The organism is Sphingobacterium olei (assembly GCF_005048855.1).
Classification (GTDB): domain Bacteria; phylum Bacteroidota; class Bacteroidia; order Sphingobacteriales; family Sphingobacteriaceae; genus Sphingobacterium; species Sphingobacterium olei.
This window is the reverse complement of the sequence record NZ_SUME01000009.1, coordinates 166,319-183,721: the sequence shown is the minus strand read 5'-3', so window position 1 is coordinate 183,721 and position 17,403 is coordinate 166,319. Positions and strand designations below refer to the sequence as shown.

Sequence of the window (17,403 nt, the reverse complement as noted above, 5' to 3'; positions counted from 1 at the left end):
TTCTGTTGTAGAATGATTTGACTTGATAAGAAATGGCCAATTAAATCTTTTGAAGACTAATATCTAGCTTTTGTGATTGTATAATCCTTGAAAAGAACTCTTTGAGAGAAAGATATTCGTCTGGCAAAAACATCGGTTTGTTAAGTTGCGAAAGTATCTGTATTTCCAAAGTATTATCTTTCGCATTGATATTGTAAATATAGCGGGCATCTCTATTGGGCAAGCTCATATTGATATTTGTCGGTTTTTCGACTAATTTATAGGATTCCGGTAATTTGATCACGAATTGAAAACTCTCCTCTAATTTTGAACCTAAGTCAACCGGATAACTTCTACTGTCTAAATTAAAGGGATTCTTGATCGTTTTACCGATAAAAAGTGGATTGAAGTTTATTCCCGTCTGGCTTTGTGTAGCAAAATTATCCACTTCGATTTCAAAATTTTCAATCAGAAATAAATCTGATTTATCTATATTTTCCATTGCGTTTGACAAAAACCGGATGTGTTCTGTTTTTTCTTCTAATTTTTCGAAGTATTCTTCTAATGAGTTATACTCTTTAAGCTCGTTTCTTTTGTTGAGGGCGGCGTATCCGTATCGGTGGATTTGAAAGCCACCTTTAAGTTTGCCTTCTTCGGAAAGTTCCCCATTGAATATATGGGAAATGGATGAAGTATAGCTGGATTTTAGTTGTACCCAATCTGAATAATCTTTATTGATTAATCTACCTTGGAAATTAATACAACGGAGCGGGATCAGGCCAAATGGTAGGTTAGCATCGGTGGCATCAAGAAGATATTCTACACTATCAATTAGAGCATGTGCAATAACATAATTGTAATTGCTAATTGTAGGATGTGTAAACGAGGGCATTCCATTGCTTCTGGTGGACAGAATTACTGGAGAGGCTTGAATATTAATAGCTTGTAGCGCATTGACTAAGCTTAGATTGATATCGGCAACATTTCCGGAGCGTTTTTCCAATGCATCTTTTATACCGTTTTTTGTAAACATTCCATTGGATTTATCCCAGCTAATCTGCTTTTGTATATAGGAGTAGACTTTGATAGCATTCTCTAAATCTGAAAGGGTTTTATCTGTTATTTGTGCCAATAGGTCGGATTTAAAAATATTTCTTTTGCGTATTTCCTTTCCGAAATTATCTGATTCTAAAAGTTGTTTTTGTACATCATCCCAAGATCTGGAGAAGTTATGCGAAGGGCCAAATGGGATACTGTATCTCGCCAATTCAAATGTCAGGATAGATTTGTAGTTTTCGGCTGACGTCATATAATCTTCTTCAACAAAAGCCGGAACATTTTCCATAATGTAATATGTTTTCTGGCCGTTGATCACTCCCACTGAAGATTCCATCTTCGTGTCATAGGCTTCTTGTTTTCTCCTCGTTAAGCCGTTGCCACCTTTTAAGTTAACATTATAGACACATATTTCCGGTATTTCTGTTACAAATTCTGAATATATTTTGGGGATATCAGATTGGAAGCTCCATGATTCTAAGTTGAATAAGAAAGGCGACTGTATGCTATATCTAAGTTCGATAATAGATCCCTCCCGGACACTGGTGAACGCAATCTTAGTGGTGTTTAAGTTATCTGATGTTCTTTCGGTGATTATACTACTTTTTGGTAGATCAGTTTCTTCTACTTTTCCATTCACAATATTATAAGTGACACCTTTTATTGACTCTATGTTCTCTTTCTGTGTTCCAGATTTGTAAAGAGGAATCGAAAAATTAGCTTTATCAAGTCCTTCGTTTTTTAAAATCAGTATTTTTGTATGGTAATAATACCGTAAAGTGAGTTCACCTTGATGTGAGAGTTCAATACCCCCTTTCCCATATTCCCTCAAGACCACTGCCTTTGCAGTAGAATCAATTTGATTTGTTTGAAAATCAGTTGTACTAATTTTTCCAAATGAAAAATCTTGAGCGAAGTTTTTGGAAACAGCGCAAAATAAAATTAATAAAACAAATACACGGAGCATGGGTGGTTAATTATATAATATAAGGGTTAATAAATAAAATTACGGTTGTTTAAAGATATGTATTTTCAAAATTAAGCGCAAATAATTCTTTTATGAGGCTATTGAGGTTTAGAATATAGGATGATTTATAATTCGGCTATTTATGATTAATTAACAGAACAAACGATTGTGTATTTAATTTTTTACATATATTTGATCCTCCTATTAATTAAATTAAAGAAAACTTATGTGTGGAATAGTAGGCTACGTAGGTAGCAAGCAAGCTTATCCTATAATCATCGATGGCTTAAAGAAATTAGAATATAGAGGTTATGATAGTGCGGGCGTCGCATTATGGTCGGCTAACAAGATTAACGTTTTTAAGAAGGAAGGTAAAGTCGCTGCTCTGGAAGAGTTTGTTAAGAATCAAGATGTGACCTCTACAGTAGGTATAGGGCACACGAGATGGGCGACACATGGTGAGCCGAGTGATCGAAATGCGCATCCGCATTATTCTAAGTCAGAAAATATTGCGATGATCCATAATGGTATCATCGAAAATTATGCTTCGCTGAAAACAGAATTAATTAAAAAAGGCTACGAATTTAAAAGTGATACGGATTCTGAAGTCCTTGTTAATTTCATTGAAGATATTAAACTCAATAACAATTGTACACTGGAAGAAGCGGTAAGAATCGCATTGAAACGAGTAACCGGTGCTTATGTCATTCTTTTGATTGATAAAGATCTTCCAGATACCATTATTGCTGCGCGTAAGGGTTCTCCCTTGGTTATCGGTATTGGTGATCATGAGCATTTTTTAGGATCTGACGCTTCTCCAATGTTAGCATATACCAAAGAAGTCGTATACATCAATGACTATGAACTGGCCATTGTCAAACCAGATGAATTAATTCTTAAAAATTTAGGCAATGAGCGTGTTACTCCTTTTGTTCAAAAGTTAGACCTTGATCTGGCTGCTATCGAAAAGGGGGGGTATGATCATTTTATGCTAAAGGAAATCTTTGAGCAACCACAAACTATTTATGATTCGTTTAGGGGAAGATTGGATGTGGAACACAATACCATTGCACTCAGTGGATTGGATAGTATTAAAGATAAGCTGATGGCGGCCCGTCGTATCATTATAGTAGCCTGTGGTACGAGCTGGCATGCCGGTTTACTGGCAGAATATATTATCGAGGAATTGTGCAGGGTAAATGTTGAAGTGGAATACGCTTCTGAGTTTAGGTACCGAAATCCAATCATTACTTCGGAAGATGTTATTATTGCGATTTCACAGAGTGGGGAAACCGCGGATACACTGGTGGCTTTGGAGAATGCGAAGAAGCAAGGTGCGACTATTTTTGGACTTGTCAACGTGGTGGGATCATCCATCGCTCGGATTTCAGATGCAGGAGCCTATACACATGCCGGACCGGAAATAGGTGTAGCGAGTACCAAAGCTTTTACGGCCCAGCTAGCCGTATTGCAATTGTTTGCACTTAAATTAGCAAAACTTAAAAATACGATTTCGGAAGACAGATACGTGCACTTACTTCATGAACTGAACGCGGTACCTGAAAAAGTACAATGGATTTTGGAAAACGAATTAGAAAATATTAAAGCCATAGCAATCAAGTATAGGGATGCAAATGATTTTTTATATTTAGGTAGAGGATATAATTTCCCTATTGCGTTAGAAGGGGCTCTGAAGTTAAAGGAAATTTCCTATATCCACGCTGAGGGTTACCCGGCTGCCGAAATGAAACACGGACCTATTGCTTTGGTGGATTCCACCTTGCCTGTCGTATTTATTGCAACAAAGGATTCGTATCACGAGAAAATAGTAAGTAACATGCAGGAAATCAAAGCACGGAAAGGTCGTTTGATCGCCGTAGCATCAGCGGGAGATACGATTACATTAGAATTAGCCGAGGATACTATGATTGTGCCGGCCGCCGATGAGATCATTGCACCGTTGTTATCTGTCATTCCTATGCAGTTGCTTGCTTATTACATCGGTATAGAAAGAGATTTAGATGTCGATAAGCCGCGTAATCTGGCGAAGTCTGTAACCGTAGAATAAGAAGATGGGAATGTTTAGGAAAAGTAACTTAACAAGTTTGGGTTATGATTTTGTAAATCGTGAATATCTATTAGAGGGTGAAAACGAGTATACGCGACGATTTGAATGTCAGCTTAATTTGCATGAATATCGTTATCTTACTGCTGCTGAAATAGATATTCTCCATCATAATGGAAACTATTCTCCAAATTGGAGTGACGTACGCGTTACAGAACAATTTATTCCGGAACAAATTCAAAATTCAAAGTTTTACGGGTTGGTTCGTATCGGTAATATGTCTCCTTCTTTCGTCGAATTCAGGGATCTAAAGCTGCCGGTCGGGATATATAATAGCCAGATTATCAGTAGTGATATTGGGAATGATGTTGCTATACATCACGTTCGTTACTTATCCCATTTTATACTCGGAAATGAGGTGATTCTGTCTTCCGTAAACGAAATGGAGACCAGCCCTACAGCAAAATTTGGTAATGGCATAGTGAAAGATGGAGAGCAGGAGAGCCAACGTATTGTTTTGGAATTATGTAATGAAAATGGAGGACGCTCGGTAGTTCCATTTGAAGGAATGCAGGCTGCTGACGCTTATCTTTGCACTCGATTTAGAGGTGACGACGTTTTACAACGGCGTTTTTTAGAGATTACTGAAAATCAATTTAGCAAAAAAAGGGGATTCTATAGCACGATCGGGAATCGAACGGTAATCAAAAATTCCAATATCATTAAAGATGTGAAAATTGGTAGTCATGCCTATATTAAAGGTGTCAATAAGCTTAAGAATTTAACGATTAATTCAATTGAAGGTGCTTATACACAGATAGGAGAGGGGTGTGAGCTGGTAAATGGGATAATAGGTTATGGCTGCCGGGTTTTTTACGGTGTGAAAGCTGTCCGGTTTATTCTTTCTTCGTTTTCGCAACTAAAATACGGTGCACGTCTGATTAACTCTTTCTTAGGAGACAATTCTACTATTTCATGTTGTGAAGTGCTCAATTCCCTATTATTCCCTGCTCATGAACAACATCATAATAATTCTTTTCTGTGTGCATCCCTGGTGAAAGGACAGAGTAATATGGCGGCGGGAGCTACCGTGGGATCAAATCACAACTCAAGAGGAGCTGACGGAGAGATTGTTGCCGGAAGAGGTTTTTGGCCAGGCTTATGTGTCAGCTTAAAGCACAATTCCAGGTTTGCTTCCTATACGTTAATTGTAAAAGGTGACTTCTTGCATGAATTGGATATTAGGATGCCATTTTCTTTAGTGAGCCATGATGTTGCCAATGATCAAGTGGTCATCATACCGGGATACTGGTTTCTATATAACATGTATGCTTTAATGCGGAATACCAGTAAGTTTTTAAATCGGGATAAACGCCAATTGAAAAATCAGTATTTAGAATATGATATTTTGGCTCCTGATACGGTGAACGAAATGTTCTCAGCGCTTAAAGAACTGGAATATGCCGTAGGCAAATCTCTTGTACAGGAGTCAACGGGGAGAGATCAAGATTTCGAGAAAAAAGGAAAGGAACAGTTAACTGATCCAGCGGTACACCTTCAACACGAAATCCGGTTGGATAATGCAGAAGCCTCAAAAAGAAAGGTACTAGTAACAAAGGCCAAAGAAAGTTATTTGGTTTATAAGCGGATGATTGCTTACTATGCAGGTACGATGCTTGTCGAGTATCTTTCTGAAAATTCAATCGAACAGCTGAAAGATTTATTGGCAAATTTATCAGATATGAAACGGGGAGAGTTTGTAAATTTAGGTAGTCAATTAGTGCTGAAGAAGGATTTGGATCTTTTGTTAGAAGATATCAAATCCGGTCAATACAATTCTTGGGAGGAAATTCATGATTATTATCACAAATTAAGTGCGAATTATCCGTTAGAAAAATTGAAGCATGCTATAGCTTCTTATACTGAATTGGAAAACCTTTCAGCGGATAAATGGGACAGGGGTTTTATTAATACCTTAATTCAGACCACACTGGAAACTAAAAGGTGGATCAACGAAGAGATTTTTAAATCAAGATCCAAAGATTATGAAAACCAGTTTCGTAAAATGGTGTATGATTCTCAAGAAGAGATGGAGAAAGTGGTAGGCAAATTGAAAGACAATGCTTTTATCAATCAACAAGCGGATGAATTAACCTTACTCGAATTTCAAATTGGACAGATTAAATTATAAACAATGAGGTCGGTTTAACCGGCCTCATTGTTTATACTAATAATTTCTTAAGCTTTTGTCCTGCAGATGACACATTTAAGTGTTTAAAAAAAACAACTTAATCCTGAGATAAAAGTCGCTAAAAATGATAGATTTGTAAATGCGTCATAAAATTGATCATCCTCTCGATGAGGTTAGTGAGTTTATTATTTAAATTAAAGAGACAATATGCTTAAAAACTATGTAGGCTGTGGTACACTACTGTGTCTATTAACACTAAGTGTGATTTCATGTGACATGAATTCTTCTGATCGAAAAGAAGCTGAAGAAATACATAACCCCGCGTCGCAAACCATTCCTGAAGAGTCCAAAGACTTAATCGGTCGCTGGGATTTGACGGTAGACAAAAAAGGGAAGGAGGCTCCATCTTGGTTAGAAATTAAATTATCTGGTTTTAATACGCTAGTAGGTGCTTATGTAGGCGATAGCGGGAGCAACAGACCTATTTCTCATGTAAAATTAGTTGATGGTCAGTTTTCTTTTGCTATTCCCCCACAATGGGAAGGTGGTGAAGGCGATTTTGTGATCGAAGGAAGACTGGATGGAGCAAACTTAAGCGGTACAGTTACGACAAACAAAGGTGAAAAGTATAACTTCACGGGCACGAAAGCACCGTATTTGGTGCGTGCAAATGCCCCTATTTGGGGAGAGTGTGTTGAATTGTTTAATGGAACGGATTTAACGGGATGGGTACCTTCTACGGATGATAATCAGTGGATTGTAAAAGATGGTGTATTGACAAATCTAAAGGCAGGCGCGAATTTAATAACATCGCAAAAGTTTGACGATTTTAAACTTAACGTGGAGTTTCGGTATCCTGAAGGAAGTAATTCGGGGATTTATCTCCGCGGACGATATGAAGTGCAAATTGAAGATTCGCCTAAAGACAAGCATCCAGGGTCTCTTTACTTTGGTGGCGTTTATGGATTTCTTGCGCCCAATGAAATGGCTACCTTAGGCCCTAATGAATGGCAGACCTATGAGATAACTTTGATAGGAAGACTGGTAACAATCGTATCGAACGGCAAAACTATTATCAGTAACCAAGAGATACCGGGCATTACAGGTGGGGCACTAGATAGTAAGGAAGGAGAACCAGGACCAATCTATCTACAAGGAGACCACGGTCCTGTCGAGTTCCGTAAAATAAGTATTACGCCAGCAAAGTAGTTTTAACAAACATCCAACAAATTAAATTTCCAATTGTTATCTATTATAGCAAATAGATCATAACATGATAAGAGATCACAATTGGAAAGCAAAGCAAGTGGATAGTACATATATAGTGAGTATTGCTAATGGTGCGGAAATAGTTGAAACATTAACAGATTTTTGTACTACTCAAAATCTATTCTTAGGTTACATTAACGGTATCGGAGCTGTAAATGAAGCCACGTTACGTTTTTTTGATCCCGATACGAAATCGTATCAGGATCAAACTTTTTTAGAGCAAATGGAAATTTCCAATCTTACGGGAAATATCACTGAAATGGACGGTAATATCTATTTGCATGTACACATCACGTTGGGGGGAAGAAATTTCCAATGTCGAACAGGACATTTACAGGCTGCTGTTGTAAGTGGTGCATGCGAATTATTTGTGGTGGAACTAAATAGTCGCGTGCAACGTGTGAAAAACAATGAAATCGGACTAAATTTATTAAGACTATAATCCTATATGGACGACCACAATATCTTCGTTTTGATAGGAAGGATGATAGGATGCTATAGCACCTGATCTTTTATAAGATTCCAATTCGTTATAGACTTCTCGTCGAAGTATGCCTTTTCCCTTGCCATGGATAAATCGGATGTCAGTATATTCCCAGTAGATGGCCGCATCTAATGTCTGCCGTAATAATTCTAGGGATTCTGCAAGTAATTCATCTGCGGCATAATCTTCCCAATCCGATAAAAATGTATCAGCATGTAAATCGACAACTTTAGCAGGCCTTCGCAATTCTCTCGCCATTTTAACAAAATTACCTATTCTAATTATAATAGTATTGGTTTGTCTGGATTGTTTTGAATGTACGCTAGTTTGTGTTGAAACATAGTCGCCATTTTCTTTGCGCGCCATTTGGCTTCATCTGTTTTAGGTCCTGAGAAAAGTCCATCTATAGTGCTATTGAAAAGATCAAGCCACTGGTTAAAATGTGTCTCACCAATGGGTAAATGTGCATGCGGTGGGAAAGGACGTCCATCATATGTGTATTCTCCTAACAATATAGTTTGCCAAAATCGGTACATTTTATCGAGGTGCTGAGGCCAGCGGTCTTGGATGTTTTGATTGAAAATAGTCCCAAGCATATCATTGTTTCGAATATTCGTGTAGAATGTGTCAACAAGTATCTTGATGTCATCCAAGCTGTCAATATCTTTCATAGCCCAAGCGTTTTAGTTCTATACAAATATCGGAAATAATAAACTGCTATCTGTCAATTGACTGTTTAATTTTGATCAGTACAATAGAACTATCTACTATATCTGTCTCTGACAGACATAGTAGACAGCTTTTTGATATTTAAGTTAGTAGTTGTACTTTTCCACAGATTTTATTTGGTTGTTCCCTTCGGTGAAAACCAGTGTTGGTTGGTACGTTTCTGCTTCTTCAGGCGACATATTGATAAAGGACAGGATGTGGACTGTGTCGCCCACGCTGGCATGCAGTGCGGCACCACCGTTCATACATACTTCCCCGCTTCCCCTCTTTCCTGGGATCACATAGGTCATGATCCGGCTTCCTGAGACTGCATTGTTAATATATACCTGTTCATATTTTTTAATGCCCGAAGCATCCAACAAATCTGCATCTATGGTGATGGAGCCATTATATGTAACATTTGCTTCCGTGACTTTTACAGTGTGGATTTTTGCTTTTAATAGTGTTAATTCCATGTAATGTAGTTTTATATTGCTTTATTCTTAATTGTATTTATATGGGTATCCAAGGATTTGAAAAGATATATGTTGTTATCTTGGTATACGTTGTAGTAGTGGTAATTGAAATGAAACGTAAACGTATAGGGTTTCTCTAAATCTATTTGCTGATTGCATATAACAGATACTTTATAATCTATTTCTCCTGAATGATGATAGCGGACAATCTCAAATATACCTTCTTGGCTCGTCAAATGTAACCATATGCCTTCCCCGATACCTCCGAGCCAAGTGGCGTTTTTTGGAATATGAGCGGGTCTGGGCGGTTCATCGATTAGTCCCGGACGTGAATCGTCTTTTATTTTTGCCGCCCGGGAGGTGTATAAGCTATCTTTTAAAAGATCGATTTGGAATAACAAAGATTCTTTTCGAGTCATTTTAGCGTTTCTCAATGTGTTCTCATAATATACAAATACCTCACCTTTTTTGTTGGCATTAATGACATTACTTGTAGGGCTAGCCTTCAAACATTCTGGATATAAAATAGATTTAGTGCGAGAATCGTTAAGGTTCATCCCTTTTGTCAATATTTGCGCTACATATCGCGAACAGCTATTGTTATTTGGGGCTATGGCACCATATAGCGTGGGACCTTTGTTCACTATTTCGTCAGCATACAAACGAGCATTTTTTATGTTAATGTCCTCGGCGATACTGCAGTACAGTCTTCCCCCTCCATGTGTGTATTTCTCATTTTGTGAAAGTTCGCATAATATCTCTTCTAGGTTTAGGAGGTTATTGTTCACATCCCAAAGCGCTTTAGTACGCACCACTAAACGTGGATCGAATGCGGATGAACGTGCTCTTCCATAACCCCGTGGAGCTATGTATCTTCCGAAATCATAATAAAGGATGTCACCGCTGTGGCGCTCTAGTAAAAGGATAGCTGCGTGTCCGACTTTAAAATTTAAATTTTTAACAACACCTATTTTCTTAAAAAATCCCATCCACGCTTCATCACCCCGAGCTGTTTGATCAGGCCAAGATAGGGGGATCGCTATGTCTTCGAATAGTTCCATGAGTAATTAACAAATAATCTTTGATTTTTCATTCGCAATGCAATTTTTTGAATAGAGCTTTGACAGGTATCTACTTCCATGGTCAGGGAACAATAGAACAACGTAATCTGTTGGTCGAAAGGCTAGATCATTTATATGTTTTTTTAATGTGCCAATAATAGCCGCACTTGAAAATCCCACTAGAAAACCTGTTATGTTTTTATATTCTTGAGCTGCAGATTTGCTGTCTAATAATCCTATTTGAAAGATTTTATCCACATAGTTGATGTCTAGAGCCCCGGGGATAAACGTTCTCCCAATTCCTTCTATAGGTTCTATGGTTATATATTCTTCTGGTAATGTTCGGTGGCTTAAGAAATGAGATAGTACGGATCCAACGGGTTCCACTCCCCAAATTTTGATATTTCTATTCTTCTCTTTAAAAAACCTTCCAACACCTGATATCGTACCTCCCGTTCCTATTCCAGCGATGAAATGTGTCACTTTACCTTTCATTTGCTCCCATATCTCAGGAGCTGTTGTTCGGTAATGTGCTTTTATATTAGAAGAATTATAATATTGATTGGTAAAGTAAGAATTTAAGTTGTTAGCAGCATAAGATTGTGCCTTAAACTGTGTGGAATAGAAATCATGTAGCCCATTGGAATTATCACATATCTCCACTTTCGCCCCAACGGATTTCAGCATTTCAATTTTTTCAAGGGAACAGGATTTTGAAACGAAGATTTTAGCTGCATATCCCATCTCTTTTGCGATCATCGCCAGACCATAGCCGGTATTTCCACTACTTGCTTCCACAAAAGTACCTCCGGGTTTTATTTTCCCCTTACGAATAGCATCTTCTATCATAAAAAGTGCGGGCCTATCTTTTGACGACATGCCCGGATTATGAAATTCCTCCTTAATGAATATGTTTGTATTATATATCGAAGATAGGTAGTCGCATCTCCGGATAGGTGTATTTCCTATAAAATTACGTGTCAAAATATTTTTTCTCTTTTTATTAAGTATATAACGCTTAGAAGAGATTTATCGTCTATCACCATGTTCATTATGTGCGTTATTTTATGTTAAGTTTTTAACAATGTCGGGATGGGTTTTGTTCATTGGGTGATAAAATTTACTTTGGACACTGAAATGCATTATGTACATTTTAGATGTTCCATCTGTGATAAGAACTATTGTTATTTTATCATTTGAAGGGACATCTCTTTAGCCTCTATTATTCTATTTCTTTTAATCAGTTCGATATAGGGTTTAAGTGCTATATATGTTTCAGAAGTCGGGTACACTTCTTCCAAATAGGTATATGCATTGATGAAGTACTCTTCTGCTTTATTATCATAATTTATCGCTGGCGTATTGTTCATACCAATGGTTAAAAATAATAAATACACTTTATATTGCTCACTGGCTTTGGCTTGGAGACTTTTACTGGTAACGGACTGACTAAAATCTTCCCACCATACTGTGCGTTGCACAAATGTTTCGAAAGGAATAACAATAGCTGCATCATTTGCAAAGCCTTCCAGATTTTCTTTTGCTAATTGCCTGAGGTATATCTCCATTGTCGGAGAGGCATATGCGTAAAAATTTTGTTCAATATATGCAGGGTAGGGTTTTATATAATACATACCTTCAGACTGTTCAATTCGAAATCCATTGTCATTGATCTGCTTATGAAAAGTACGCAATTCATCCGGTACTTTTTTGTTATTATACTCGACATCAACGAGCTGTGAATAGTTTTTGCGTTCATCAATGATCTTTTCGTTCCCATTCAATTCTACTTTTTCTTGATACGCTAGAAATTTTAATATGCCTTCGTCATTTTGAATGCTGTCATCTTTAGAGAAGATTTCCGCGAATTTATTCGTCGCTTTTGTAATACTATTGATATCTGTAGTATCCAATGCAAGTAAGTAATCCTCAAATTGATCTACTTTAGTAAGCGAGTACTCGTCTGAGGTAGAGATCGTATCGATATTTTCAGAATTTGTACCGGTATTATTTCGGTTGTCATTTTGACAGGAGGCAGATATGAGCAGTGCGGCGATAGCAGCTATAGTAAATTTAATCTTCATAGACTTTAAGAAAGAGATAAATATCTACTAAATATAACTAAATTTTGAAAGATATATTATAAATAATGCTGTTGCTCGTAGGTTTATTTCATGATGTTCTAATGGTATTGTTGTTTTGAAGCTGACAAAATAGACGTGAAGGAGGCCTTTTTCAAAATATTCTTCAAAAAATCAAGGGGTTGTAATTTAAGTTCAATATTGATGTTGATAATTAAAAAAAGCTTATTATATTTGCATCACTTTAAAGGTGATACCTTTTCGGGGTGTAGCGTAGCCCGGTATCGCGCCACATTTGGGATGTGGAGGTCGTAGGTTCGAATCCTGCCACCCCGACAAAAAAGAGAGTTCAACAAAGTTGGACTCTTTTTTTTGCAGAATGCGAACCGTAGAGGTTCGAACTATTTCGCTCAGGGTTGTGTTGGGGAATCGAGGTGTCTCGTCCTAGAAAAACTTTACAGATTTAACCATCAAACCATTGAATAAAATAGCGGTTTTCGGGGATTTAAAAAGGCCGTTAAAGTCTTGTATAGAGATTGCTTATGGCGATATCTGTAACGCCCTTAGTGCCAAATTATATGCATTAGAAAATCAAAAAATATTGCTTTATATAGCAACGCCACTCGAAATCACATCGCAGAAATTATAAAGGACGACTATTTTCGGCTAAATCTTCAAACAGATAGGAAGTCCTACGGTGTCATCGATTTTATAGCTTATAGCGTAAATTTTAATATAACCTGAAAATGCGTTTGATCAGAGTTCTATCTACAAGTCATAGAAAATTCAGAGGAGGGCTGCCGTGCTAAATCGCAGGGTAGCACTTTTTTTGTTATTTTTGGACTACGACAGAGAGTTTTGGGCTTGTAACTTATCAACTATCTGTAGCCGCGGACCGTTAGTGGTCAGATTAAAAGACAACACAACCGACAGGAATTAAAAATGGAAGAAATTAAAAGGAAAGGTTCAAAATCGATAAAAGAAATTCCGAAAGACATTTTGGAACGACTAAATTGTGGAGAAATTGAAACTGCAAATCTCGTAGAATGGTTGGCTGTTGATAAAAGACTTTTACTTGAAAATTTATTAAAACAATTTGACCGAACGGAATATTTAAAACCAATTTTATCAAATATTGAAAATCTTAAAAAACAAACGGTAAACACAATTAATGAAACAATCGGAATAGGTCTTTTTGAACAATCAATTAAAAACAAAGACAGCGAAATTTTAGTAATTATTTCAAAGCATAAATCGGATTTAATTCGTTGTTGGGCGACATACACAATCGGCAGAAACGAAAAACTGGAAATTAGTCAGAAGCTACAGCAAATTCAAGTTTTCTCCGCTGACAAACATTTCGGAGTGAGAGAGATCAGTTGGCTAGCAGTCAGACCAAGTATTATAAAGAACTTGACAGAAAGTTTAAATATATTGACTACCTGGACCATAAACCAAGACGAAAATATCAGACGTTTTGCAAGTGAAGCCACAAGACCTCGTGGAGTTTGGTGCGAACACATTGAAGAACTGAAACTAAATCCATCATTGGGTTTGACAATTTTGGAACCTCTGAAAGAGGATAAAGCAAAATATGTTCAAGATAGTGTTGGAAATTGGCTAAACGATGCAAGTAAAACCCAACCAAAATTTGTAATTGACGTTTGCAAGAAATGGGGCAAAGCGCGTAATACGAAAGAAACATCATACATAATTAAAAAGGCATTGCGGACAATTGAAAAACACGCTGATTGAGAAAGGAACATACAGATGACAAGGCTTTACCGATATGGCAGACTGTAGGGCTTTTGTGAAACATTAGTATGAGGGCCACTATTGGATTTAGGTTTTCGCAACAAATTACAGGAAGAGAATTGGCAAACGATGCAGAACATTTACTTAAAAATATAATTTAACACAAGTTATGGGCTAACCTTATGTGTAGCCTCAAAATATTAGCTTTAAGTCTAAAAAAGTTCCAAATTTGGTAAAAATAAATGATAATTGACAGAAAATATTTTGTTTTAAACAAGCAATGCGTAATCGAAAAATTACTTATCAAGACACCATTTAAGTACGGAGCAATTTTTCAAAATGAAGCCTGCTTCTTGTATGTTAAAAACGGAGAAAGCACACTAAAATCACCTACAGAAAATTTAAACATTCGCATTTCCGAAAGTGTATTACTGAAATGTGGAAATTATTTTGCTGACCTAATCCAAAACTCAAAACAACAACAATGTGAAATTTATGCCATTCATCTTCACTCCGAAATTCTCAAAGAGGTATACAAAAACGAAATTCCGAGCTTTATAAAACCGGAGGGCAAGAAGTCGTTTGCTACGAAAATTGAACGTCAGGATGTCATAGTTCATTTTATTGAAAGTCTCGATTTCTACTTTCAAAATCCCACATTGGTCAATGATGAATTGATAAAACTTAAAATAAAAGAACTCGTTTTATTACTACTTCAGACCAAGAATGCGGAAAATTTGTTTAGTTTATTTGCCCATCTTTTTACCCCACGGCAAGCAAGTCTAAAAGAAATTATACGAGCGCACCTTTTTTCCAACCTTACTGTGGGAGAGTTAGCAACACTATCAGATCGTAGCTTATCTGCTTTTAAGAGAGATTTTGAAAGTTATTTCAACGACACTCCTGCAAACTACATTAAAAAACAAAAACTTTTAAAAGCCATTGATTTATTAATCGCAACGGATTTCTCTATCGCTGAAATATGTTACAAAGTTGGGTTTAGTGATACCTCACATTTTACAAAACTTTTTAAGCGGAAATATAATTCGTCTCCAGCCGAATACCGAAAAAACAAGGTGTTAAAATAACCACTTGAACCTCATTTTCCATTTGTTGGACTTTTTGTCCAAGATTCCTTCACTTAATAAACACAACTTTGCATTAAAATAATATGCGAAATACAACCATTAAAGGAAATCTAACGGGAATTCCAGCTGACTTTCTAGTGAGGAAAGCCCAATTTTAAGCGTAGCGCATTACAAAAGCATTATTGGCGACAGCCTAACACAGAAATTTTAAATAATTAATCAAATGAAATATAGAAAAATAACTTCTTGGTTTATGGGGGTAACCATGCTCATGTTTGGGCTTCTTAAATTCGTAAACCCTTTTAAAAGCTGGTTTAGTGTTCAGATTGCTAATAGTGAATTGGGAGAGCTGTCCTACACTTTGGGTATATTGGGAGAAATTGGAGTAGGTACGGCTCTTATTCTCTGCTTACTATACAGACAAAAAATCCAATATAGAATTTTTAATCTGATTACAAATGCTTCCTTTTTCGCCGTTATAGTAATGATGTTAATAGGGGGATACGTGCACCTACATTCCAATGTTCCGGCAGACGTGTTACCACTTAAAATTAAACCGCCATACATTCCATTATTCTTTTTATTACTCGCATTATCAAATATTTACTTATCAATAAAGCGGACAACTGCAAAACAGACAAAACGACCTAATATCAGCTTTAAAAGGAAGGGTAACACCTGTGCAAATAGCACTTGTCTGATCGATGGCATAAAAACCTTGAAATATCCCAAATCAAAGTGCTACAAACCCTAAGTATCTGGCCCAAAAAATACTGGAGCCGCTAATGTCCGGTTTACAGTGTCGAACTGGGAGGAATCTAATATTGCTTTGCCCGGCTGGAGGTTTATGTGGGTATATGGATGCCAAACAAACGATGTATATTGGCCAAGATCAATTTTAATGACAAGGCAATTAAAAATAGTGACAAATCAAAAAATGAAATAACCAACTTTAAAATATAAATTTGTAGGCTAAATAAAGGCTAATAGTGGATTAGGCTATTTGACAATTTGACGGACAAAGAATAATACTGCTACTGCGAACCATTGGTTACAATATTTATGAAGACACTGCTTAACATAACATTATCGATATTTCTTCTGACTTTTTACAGTTGTGGAAACAACAAACAGACAATCCACAAAATTGAGCAAAGTGTAGTTGACAGCACCTTGACAATTGAAAATGTGGGAAACAAAATAGACTACGACAAAACCAGAGTAATAACAAGTGTTTACGTTTCTGCCAGAGAGGGAATCGAATTTAAACAAGAAGGGGACGAGAAATCAACAACTTTAGGAATGTACGAATATGGTGCTCGACTTGACGTGATTGAAGAAACAGAGAAATGGCTTGGTGTCCGTGAAAGAATCACAAGAAAATTTAATGTAAATGGCAGTAACATAGAAAGTACAGGTTGGGAAAAAGTGTATGTTATAAAAAACAAAACAGGTTTAATAAATGAAGTTAGTTTAGTTTCCTCTGACCTGAACGTAATTTCTTTTTTAACTTTAGACAAAAAAACTGAATATTTTGAAAACGGTAAACAGCTTAAAGCATATTTGAGTTTGGAACTCATCGATAAGGCTATTTTTGACAAGAATAGCAGCAGTTCGGTTGACTTTATATTGGCTGACACCACGGTGAATAAAAAGAAAAATGGAGTCATTGAGTTAAAGTGTAAAGATAAAACTGTGAAGTTCATAGATAGACCAGACGCGGAAGAAGAAAGACAGGAATTTTATTATGCGGGAAAGGTTGATTTTTTAAATCAGTACATAATTGGTGGTTCGTATTGGGAAAGTCTAGACTATAGATTTATTGACATAACAAGTGGCGAAGAAACAGCTACATTTGGTGAATTTCCCTACATATCACCTGATAAACAAAATGTTATCTGTATTTACACTAATCCTTATGAAACTACAGCAGATTTAGAGCTTTACGCTATTTTTAATAATAAGATTGAACACGTAATGAGTGCAAGTTTTAGAAATTGGATGCCGACAGTAGAAGGGGGGGCAATGTATTGGGGTGTCGACGGATATCTATATTTGACTGTGAATCATGTCAACTCTTTTTGGAAAGCAGACGGAAACTTAAACGACAAATGCCAATACATGCGTATAAAAATATTGTAGCTAATAAATATTCTGTGCTAAGCTAAGAAGTCAATAATTTTAATCCGCCACTGCCCGAAGCAGAAAATGTTGACGGCAACT

Annotated in this window: 15 protein-coding genes and 1 tRNA gene; 9 read left to right on the top strand and 7 right to left on the bottom strand. The window is 36.6% G+C overall.

Going from position 1 to position 17,403, the window contains the following annotated elements:
- Positions 1 to 40: 40 nt before the first annotated feature.
- Entirely contained in the window at positions 41 to 2,002 is a 1,962-nt protein-coding gene (locus FAZ15_RS19320; protein WP_136902971.1) for a DUF3857 domain-containing protein, read from the bottom strand.
- A 226-nt stretch (positions 2,003 to 2,228) separates the two neighbouring features.
- Here FAZ15_RS19320 and glmS point away from each other — a divergent pair, with 226 nt between their 5' ends.
- The 4 genes from glmS to FAZ15_RS19300 all read left to right on the top strand — a co-directional run bounded on the left by glmS (position 2,229) and on the right by FAZ15_RS19300 (position 7,969).
- Positions 2,229 to 4,070: a glutamine--fructose-6-phosphate transaminase (isomerizing) gene (gene glmS / locus FAZ15_RS19315; protein WP_136902969.1), complete on the top strand. Its 1,842-nt coding sequence runs from the start codon at positions 2,229 to 2,231 to the stop codon at positions 4,068 to 4,070.
- A 10-nt stretch (positions 4,071 to 4,080) separates the two neighbouring features.
- Complete coding sequence (locus FAZ15_RS19310) at positions 4,081 to 6,258, top strand: DUF4954 family protein (protein ID WP_238387321.1); 2,178 nt, start codon at positions 4,081 to 4,083, stop codon at positions 6,256 to 6,258.
- 207 nt (positions 6,259 to 6,465) lie between these two features.
- Complete coding sequence (locus FAZ15_RS19305) at positions 6,466 to 7,467, top strand: 3-keto-disaccharide hydrolase (RefSeq protein WP_136902965.1); 1,002 nt, start codon at positions 6,466 to 6,468, stop codon at positions 7,465 to 7,467.
- A gap of 64 nt (positions 7,468 to 7,531) precedes the next feature.
- Positions 7,532 to 7,969, top strand: a complete 438-nt coding sequence (locus FAZ15_RS19300; protein WP_136902963.1) for a PPC domain-containing DNA-binding protein — start codon at positions 7,532 to 7,534, stop codon at positions 7,967 to 7,969.
- Here the strand turns inward: FAZ15_RS19300 and FAZ15_RS19295 are convergent.
- From FAZ15_RS19295 to FAZ15_RS19270, 6 genes are all read right to left on the bottom strand, one after another.
- Positions 7,964 to 8,269, bottom strand: a complete 306-nt coding sequence (locus FAZ15_RS19295) for a Smr/MutS family protein (RefSeq protein WP_162305016.1) — start codon at positions 8,267 to 8,269, stop codon at positions 7,964 to 7,966. The genes FAZ15_RS19300 and FAZ15_RS19295 overlap by 6 nt on opposite strands.
- A gap of 23 nt (positions 8,270 to 8,292) precedes the next feature.
- Positions 8,293 to 8,682, bottom strand: a complete 390-nt coding sequence (locus FAZ15_RS19290; RefSeq protein WP_136902959.1) for a group III truncated hemoglobin — start codon at positions 8,680 to 8,682, stop codon at positions 8,293 to 8,295.
- 144 nt (positions 8,683 to 8,826) lie between these two features.
- Positions 8,827 to 9,195 (bottom strand): aspartate 1-decarboxylase, encoded by a 369-nt coding sequence (gene panD / locus FAZ15_RS19285; protein ID WP_136902957.1) that lies wholly within the window; start codon positions 9,193 to 9,195, stop codon positions 8,827 to 8,829.
- An 11-nt stretch (positions 9,196 to 9,206) separates the two neighbouring features.
- The gene (locus FAZ15_RS19280; RefSeq protein ID WP_136902955.1) at positions 9,207 to 10,256 is read right to left on the bottom strand and encodes a DUF6695 family protein; all 1,050 of its coding nucleotides are present in this window, start codon (positions 10,254 to 10,256) and stop codon (positions 9,207 to 9,209) included.
- Positions 10,257 to 10,262: 6 nt separating this feature from the next.
- The gene (locus FAZ15_RS19275) at positions 10,263 to 11,240 is read right to left on the bottom strand and encodes a PLP-dependent cysteine synthase family protein (RefSeq protein ID WP_162305015.1); all 978 of its coding nucleotides are present in this window, start codon (positions 11,238 to 11,240) and stop codon (positions 10,263 to 10,265) included.
- Between the two features lie 200 nt (positions 11,241 to 11,440).
- A complete protein-coding gene (locus FAZ15_RS19270; protein ID WP_136902951.1) occupies positions 11,441 to 12,340 on the bottom strand; it encodes a hypothetical protein in 900 nt (299 codons plus the stop codon).
- Positions 12,341 to 12,599: 259 nt separating this feature from the next.
- Here FAZ15_RS19270 and FAZ15_RS19265 point away from each other — a divergent pair.
- The 5 genes from FAZ15_RS19265 to FAZ15_RS19245 all read left to right on the top strand — a co-directional run bounded on the left by FAZ15_RS19265 (position 12,600) and on the right by FAZ15_RS19245 (position 17,322).
- Positions 12,600 to 12,673 (top strand) — tRNA-Pro (locus FAZ15_RS19265).
- 606 nt (positions 12,674 to 13,279) lie between these two features.
- Positions 13,280 to 14,092, top strand: coding sequence for a DNA alkylation repair protein (locus FAZ15_RS19260; protein WP_136902950.1), 813 nt, complete (start codon positions 13,280 to 13,282; stop codon positions 14,090 to 14,092).
- 242 nt (positions 14,093 to 14,334) lie between these two features.
- Positions 14,335 to 15,180: a helix-turn-helix domain-containing protein gene (locus FAZ15_RS19255; RefSeq protein WP_136902948.1), complete on the top strand. Its 846-nt coding sequence runs from the start codon at positions 14,335 to 14,337 to the stop codon at positions 15,178 to 15,180.
- Positions 15,181 to 15,403: 223 nt separating this feature from the next.
- Positions 15,404 to 15,934, top strand: coding sequence for a hypothetical protein (locus FAZ15_RS19250; RefSeq protein WP_136902946.1), 531 nt, complete (start codon positions 15,404 to 15,406; stop codon positions 15,932 to 15,934).
- A gap of 308 nt (positions 15,935 to 16,242) precedes the next feature.
- Complete coding sequence (locus FAZ15_RS19245) at positions 16,243 to 17,322, top strand: SH3 domain-containing protein (RefSeq protein ID WP_136902944.1); 1,080 nt, start codon at positions 16,243 to 16,245, stop codon at positions 17,320 to 17,322.
- The last annotated feature ends 81 nt before the right edge of the window (positions 17,323 to 17,403 follow it).

Coding starts and splice junctions, on each gene's coding strand:
- FAZ15_RS19320 (WP_136902971.1), bottom strand. CDS start 2,002: ATGCTCCGTGTATTTGTTTTATTAATTTTATTTTGCGCTGTTTCCAAA.
- glmS (WP_136902969.1), top strand. CDS start 2,229: ATGTGTGGAATAGTAGGCTACGTAGGTAGCAAGCAAGCTTATCCTATA.
- FAZ15_RS19310 (WP_238387321.1), top strand. CDS start 4,081: ATGTTTAGGAAAAGTAACTTAACAAGTTTGGGTTATGATTTTGTAAAT.
- FAZ15_RS19305 (WP_136902965.1), top strand. CDS start 6,466: ATGCTTAAAAACTATGTAGGCTGTGGTACACTACTGTGTCTATTAACA.
- FAZ15_RS19300 (WP_136902963.1), top strand. CDS start 7,532: ATGATAAGAGATCACAATTGGAAAGCAAAGCAAGTGGATAGTACATAT.
- FAZ15_RS19295 (WP_162305016.1), bottom strand. CDS start 8,269: ATGGCGAGAGAATTGCGAAGGCCTGCTAAAGTTGTCGATTTACATGCT.
- FAZ15_RS19290 (WP_136902959.1), bottom strand. CDS start 8,682: ATGAAAGATATTGACAGCTTGGATGACATCAAGATACTTGTTGACACA.
- panD (WP_136902957.1), bottom strand. CDS start 9,195: ATGGAATTAACACTATTAAAAGCAAAAATCCACACTGTAAAAGTCACG.
- FAZ15_RS19280 (WP_136902955.1), bottom strand. CDS start 10,256: ATGGAACTATTCGAAGACATAGCGATCCCCCTATCTTGGCCTGATCAA.
- FAZ15_RS19270 (WP_136902951.1), bottom strand. CDS start 12,340: ATGAAGATTAAATTTACTATAGCTGCTATCGCCGCACTGCTCATATCT.
- FAZ15_RS19260 (WP_136902950.1), top strand. CDS start 13,280: ATGGAAGAAATTAAAAGGAAAGGTTCAAAATCGATAAAAGAAATTCCG.
- FAZ15_RS19255 (WP_136902948.1), top strand. CDS start 14,335: ATGATAATTGACAGAAAATATTTTGTTTTAAACAAGCAATGCGTAATC.
- FAZ15_RS19250 (WP_136902946.1), top strand. CDS start 15,404: ATGAAATATAGAAAAATAACTTCTTGGTTTATGGGGGTAACCATGCTC.
- FAZ15_RS19245 (WP_136902944.1), top strand. CDS start 16,243: ATGAAGACACTGCTTAACATAACATTATCGATATTTCTTCTGACTTTT.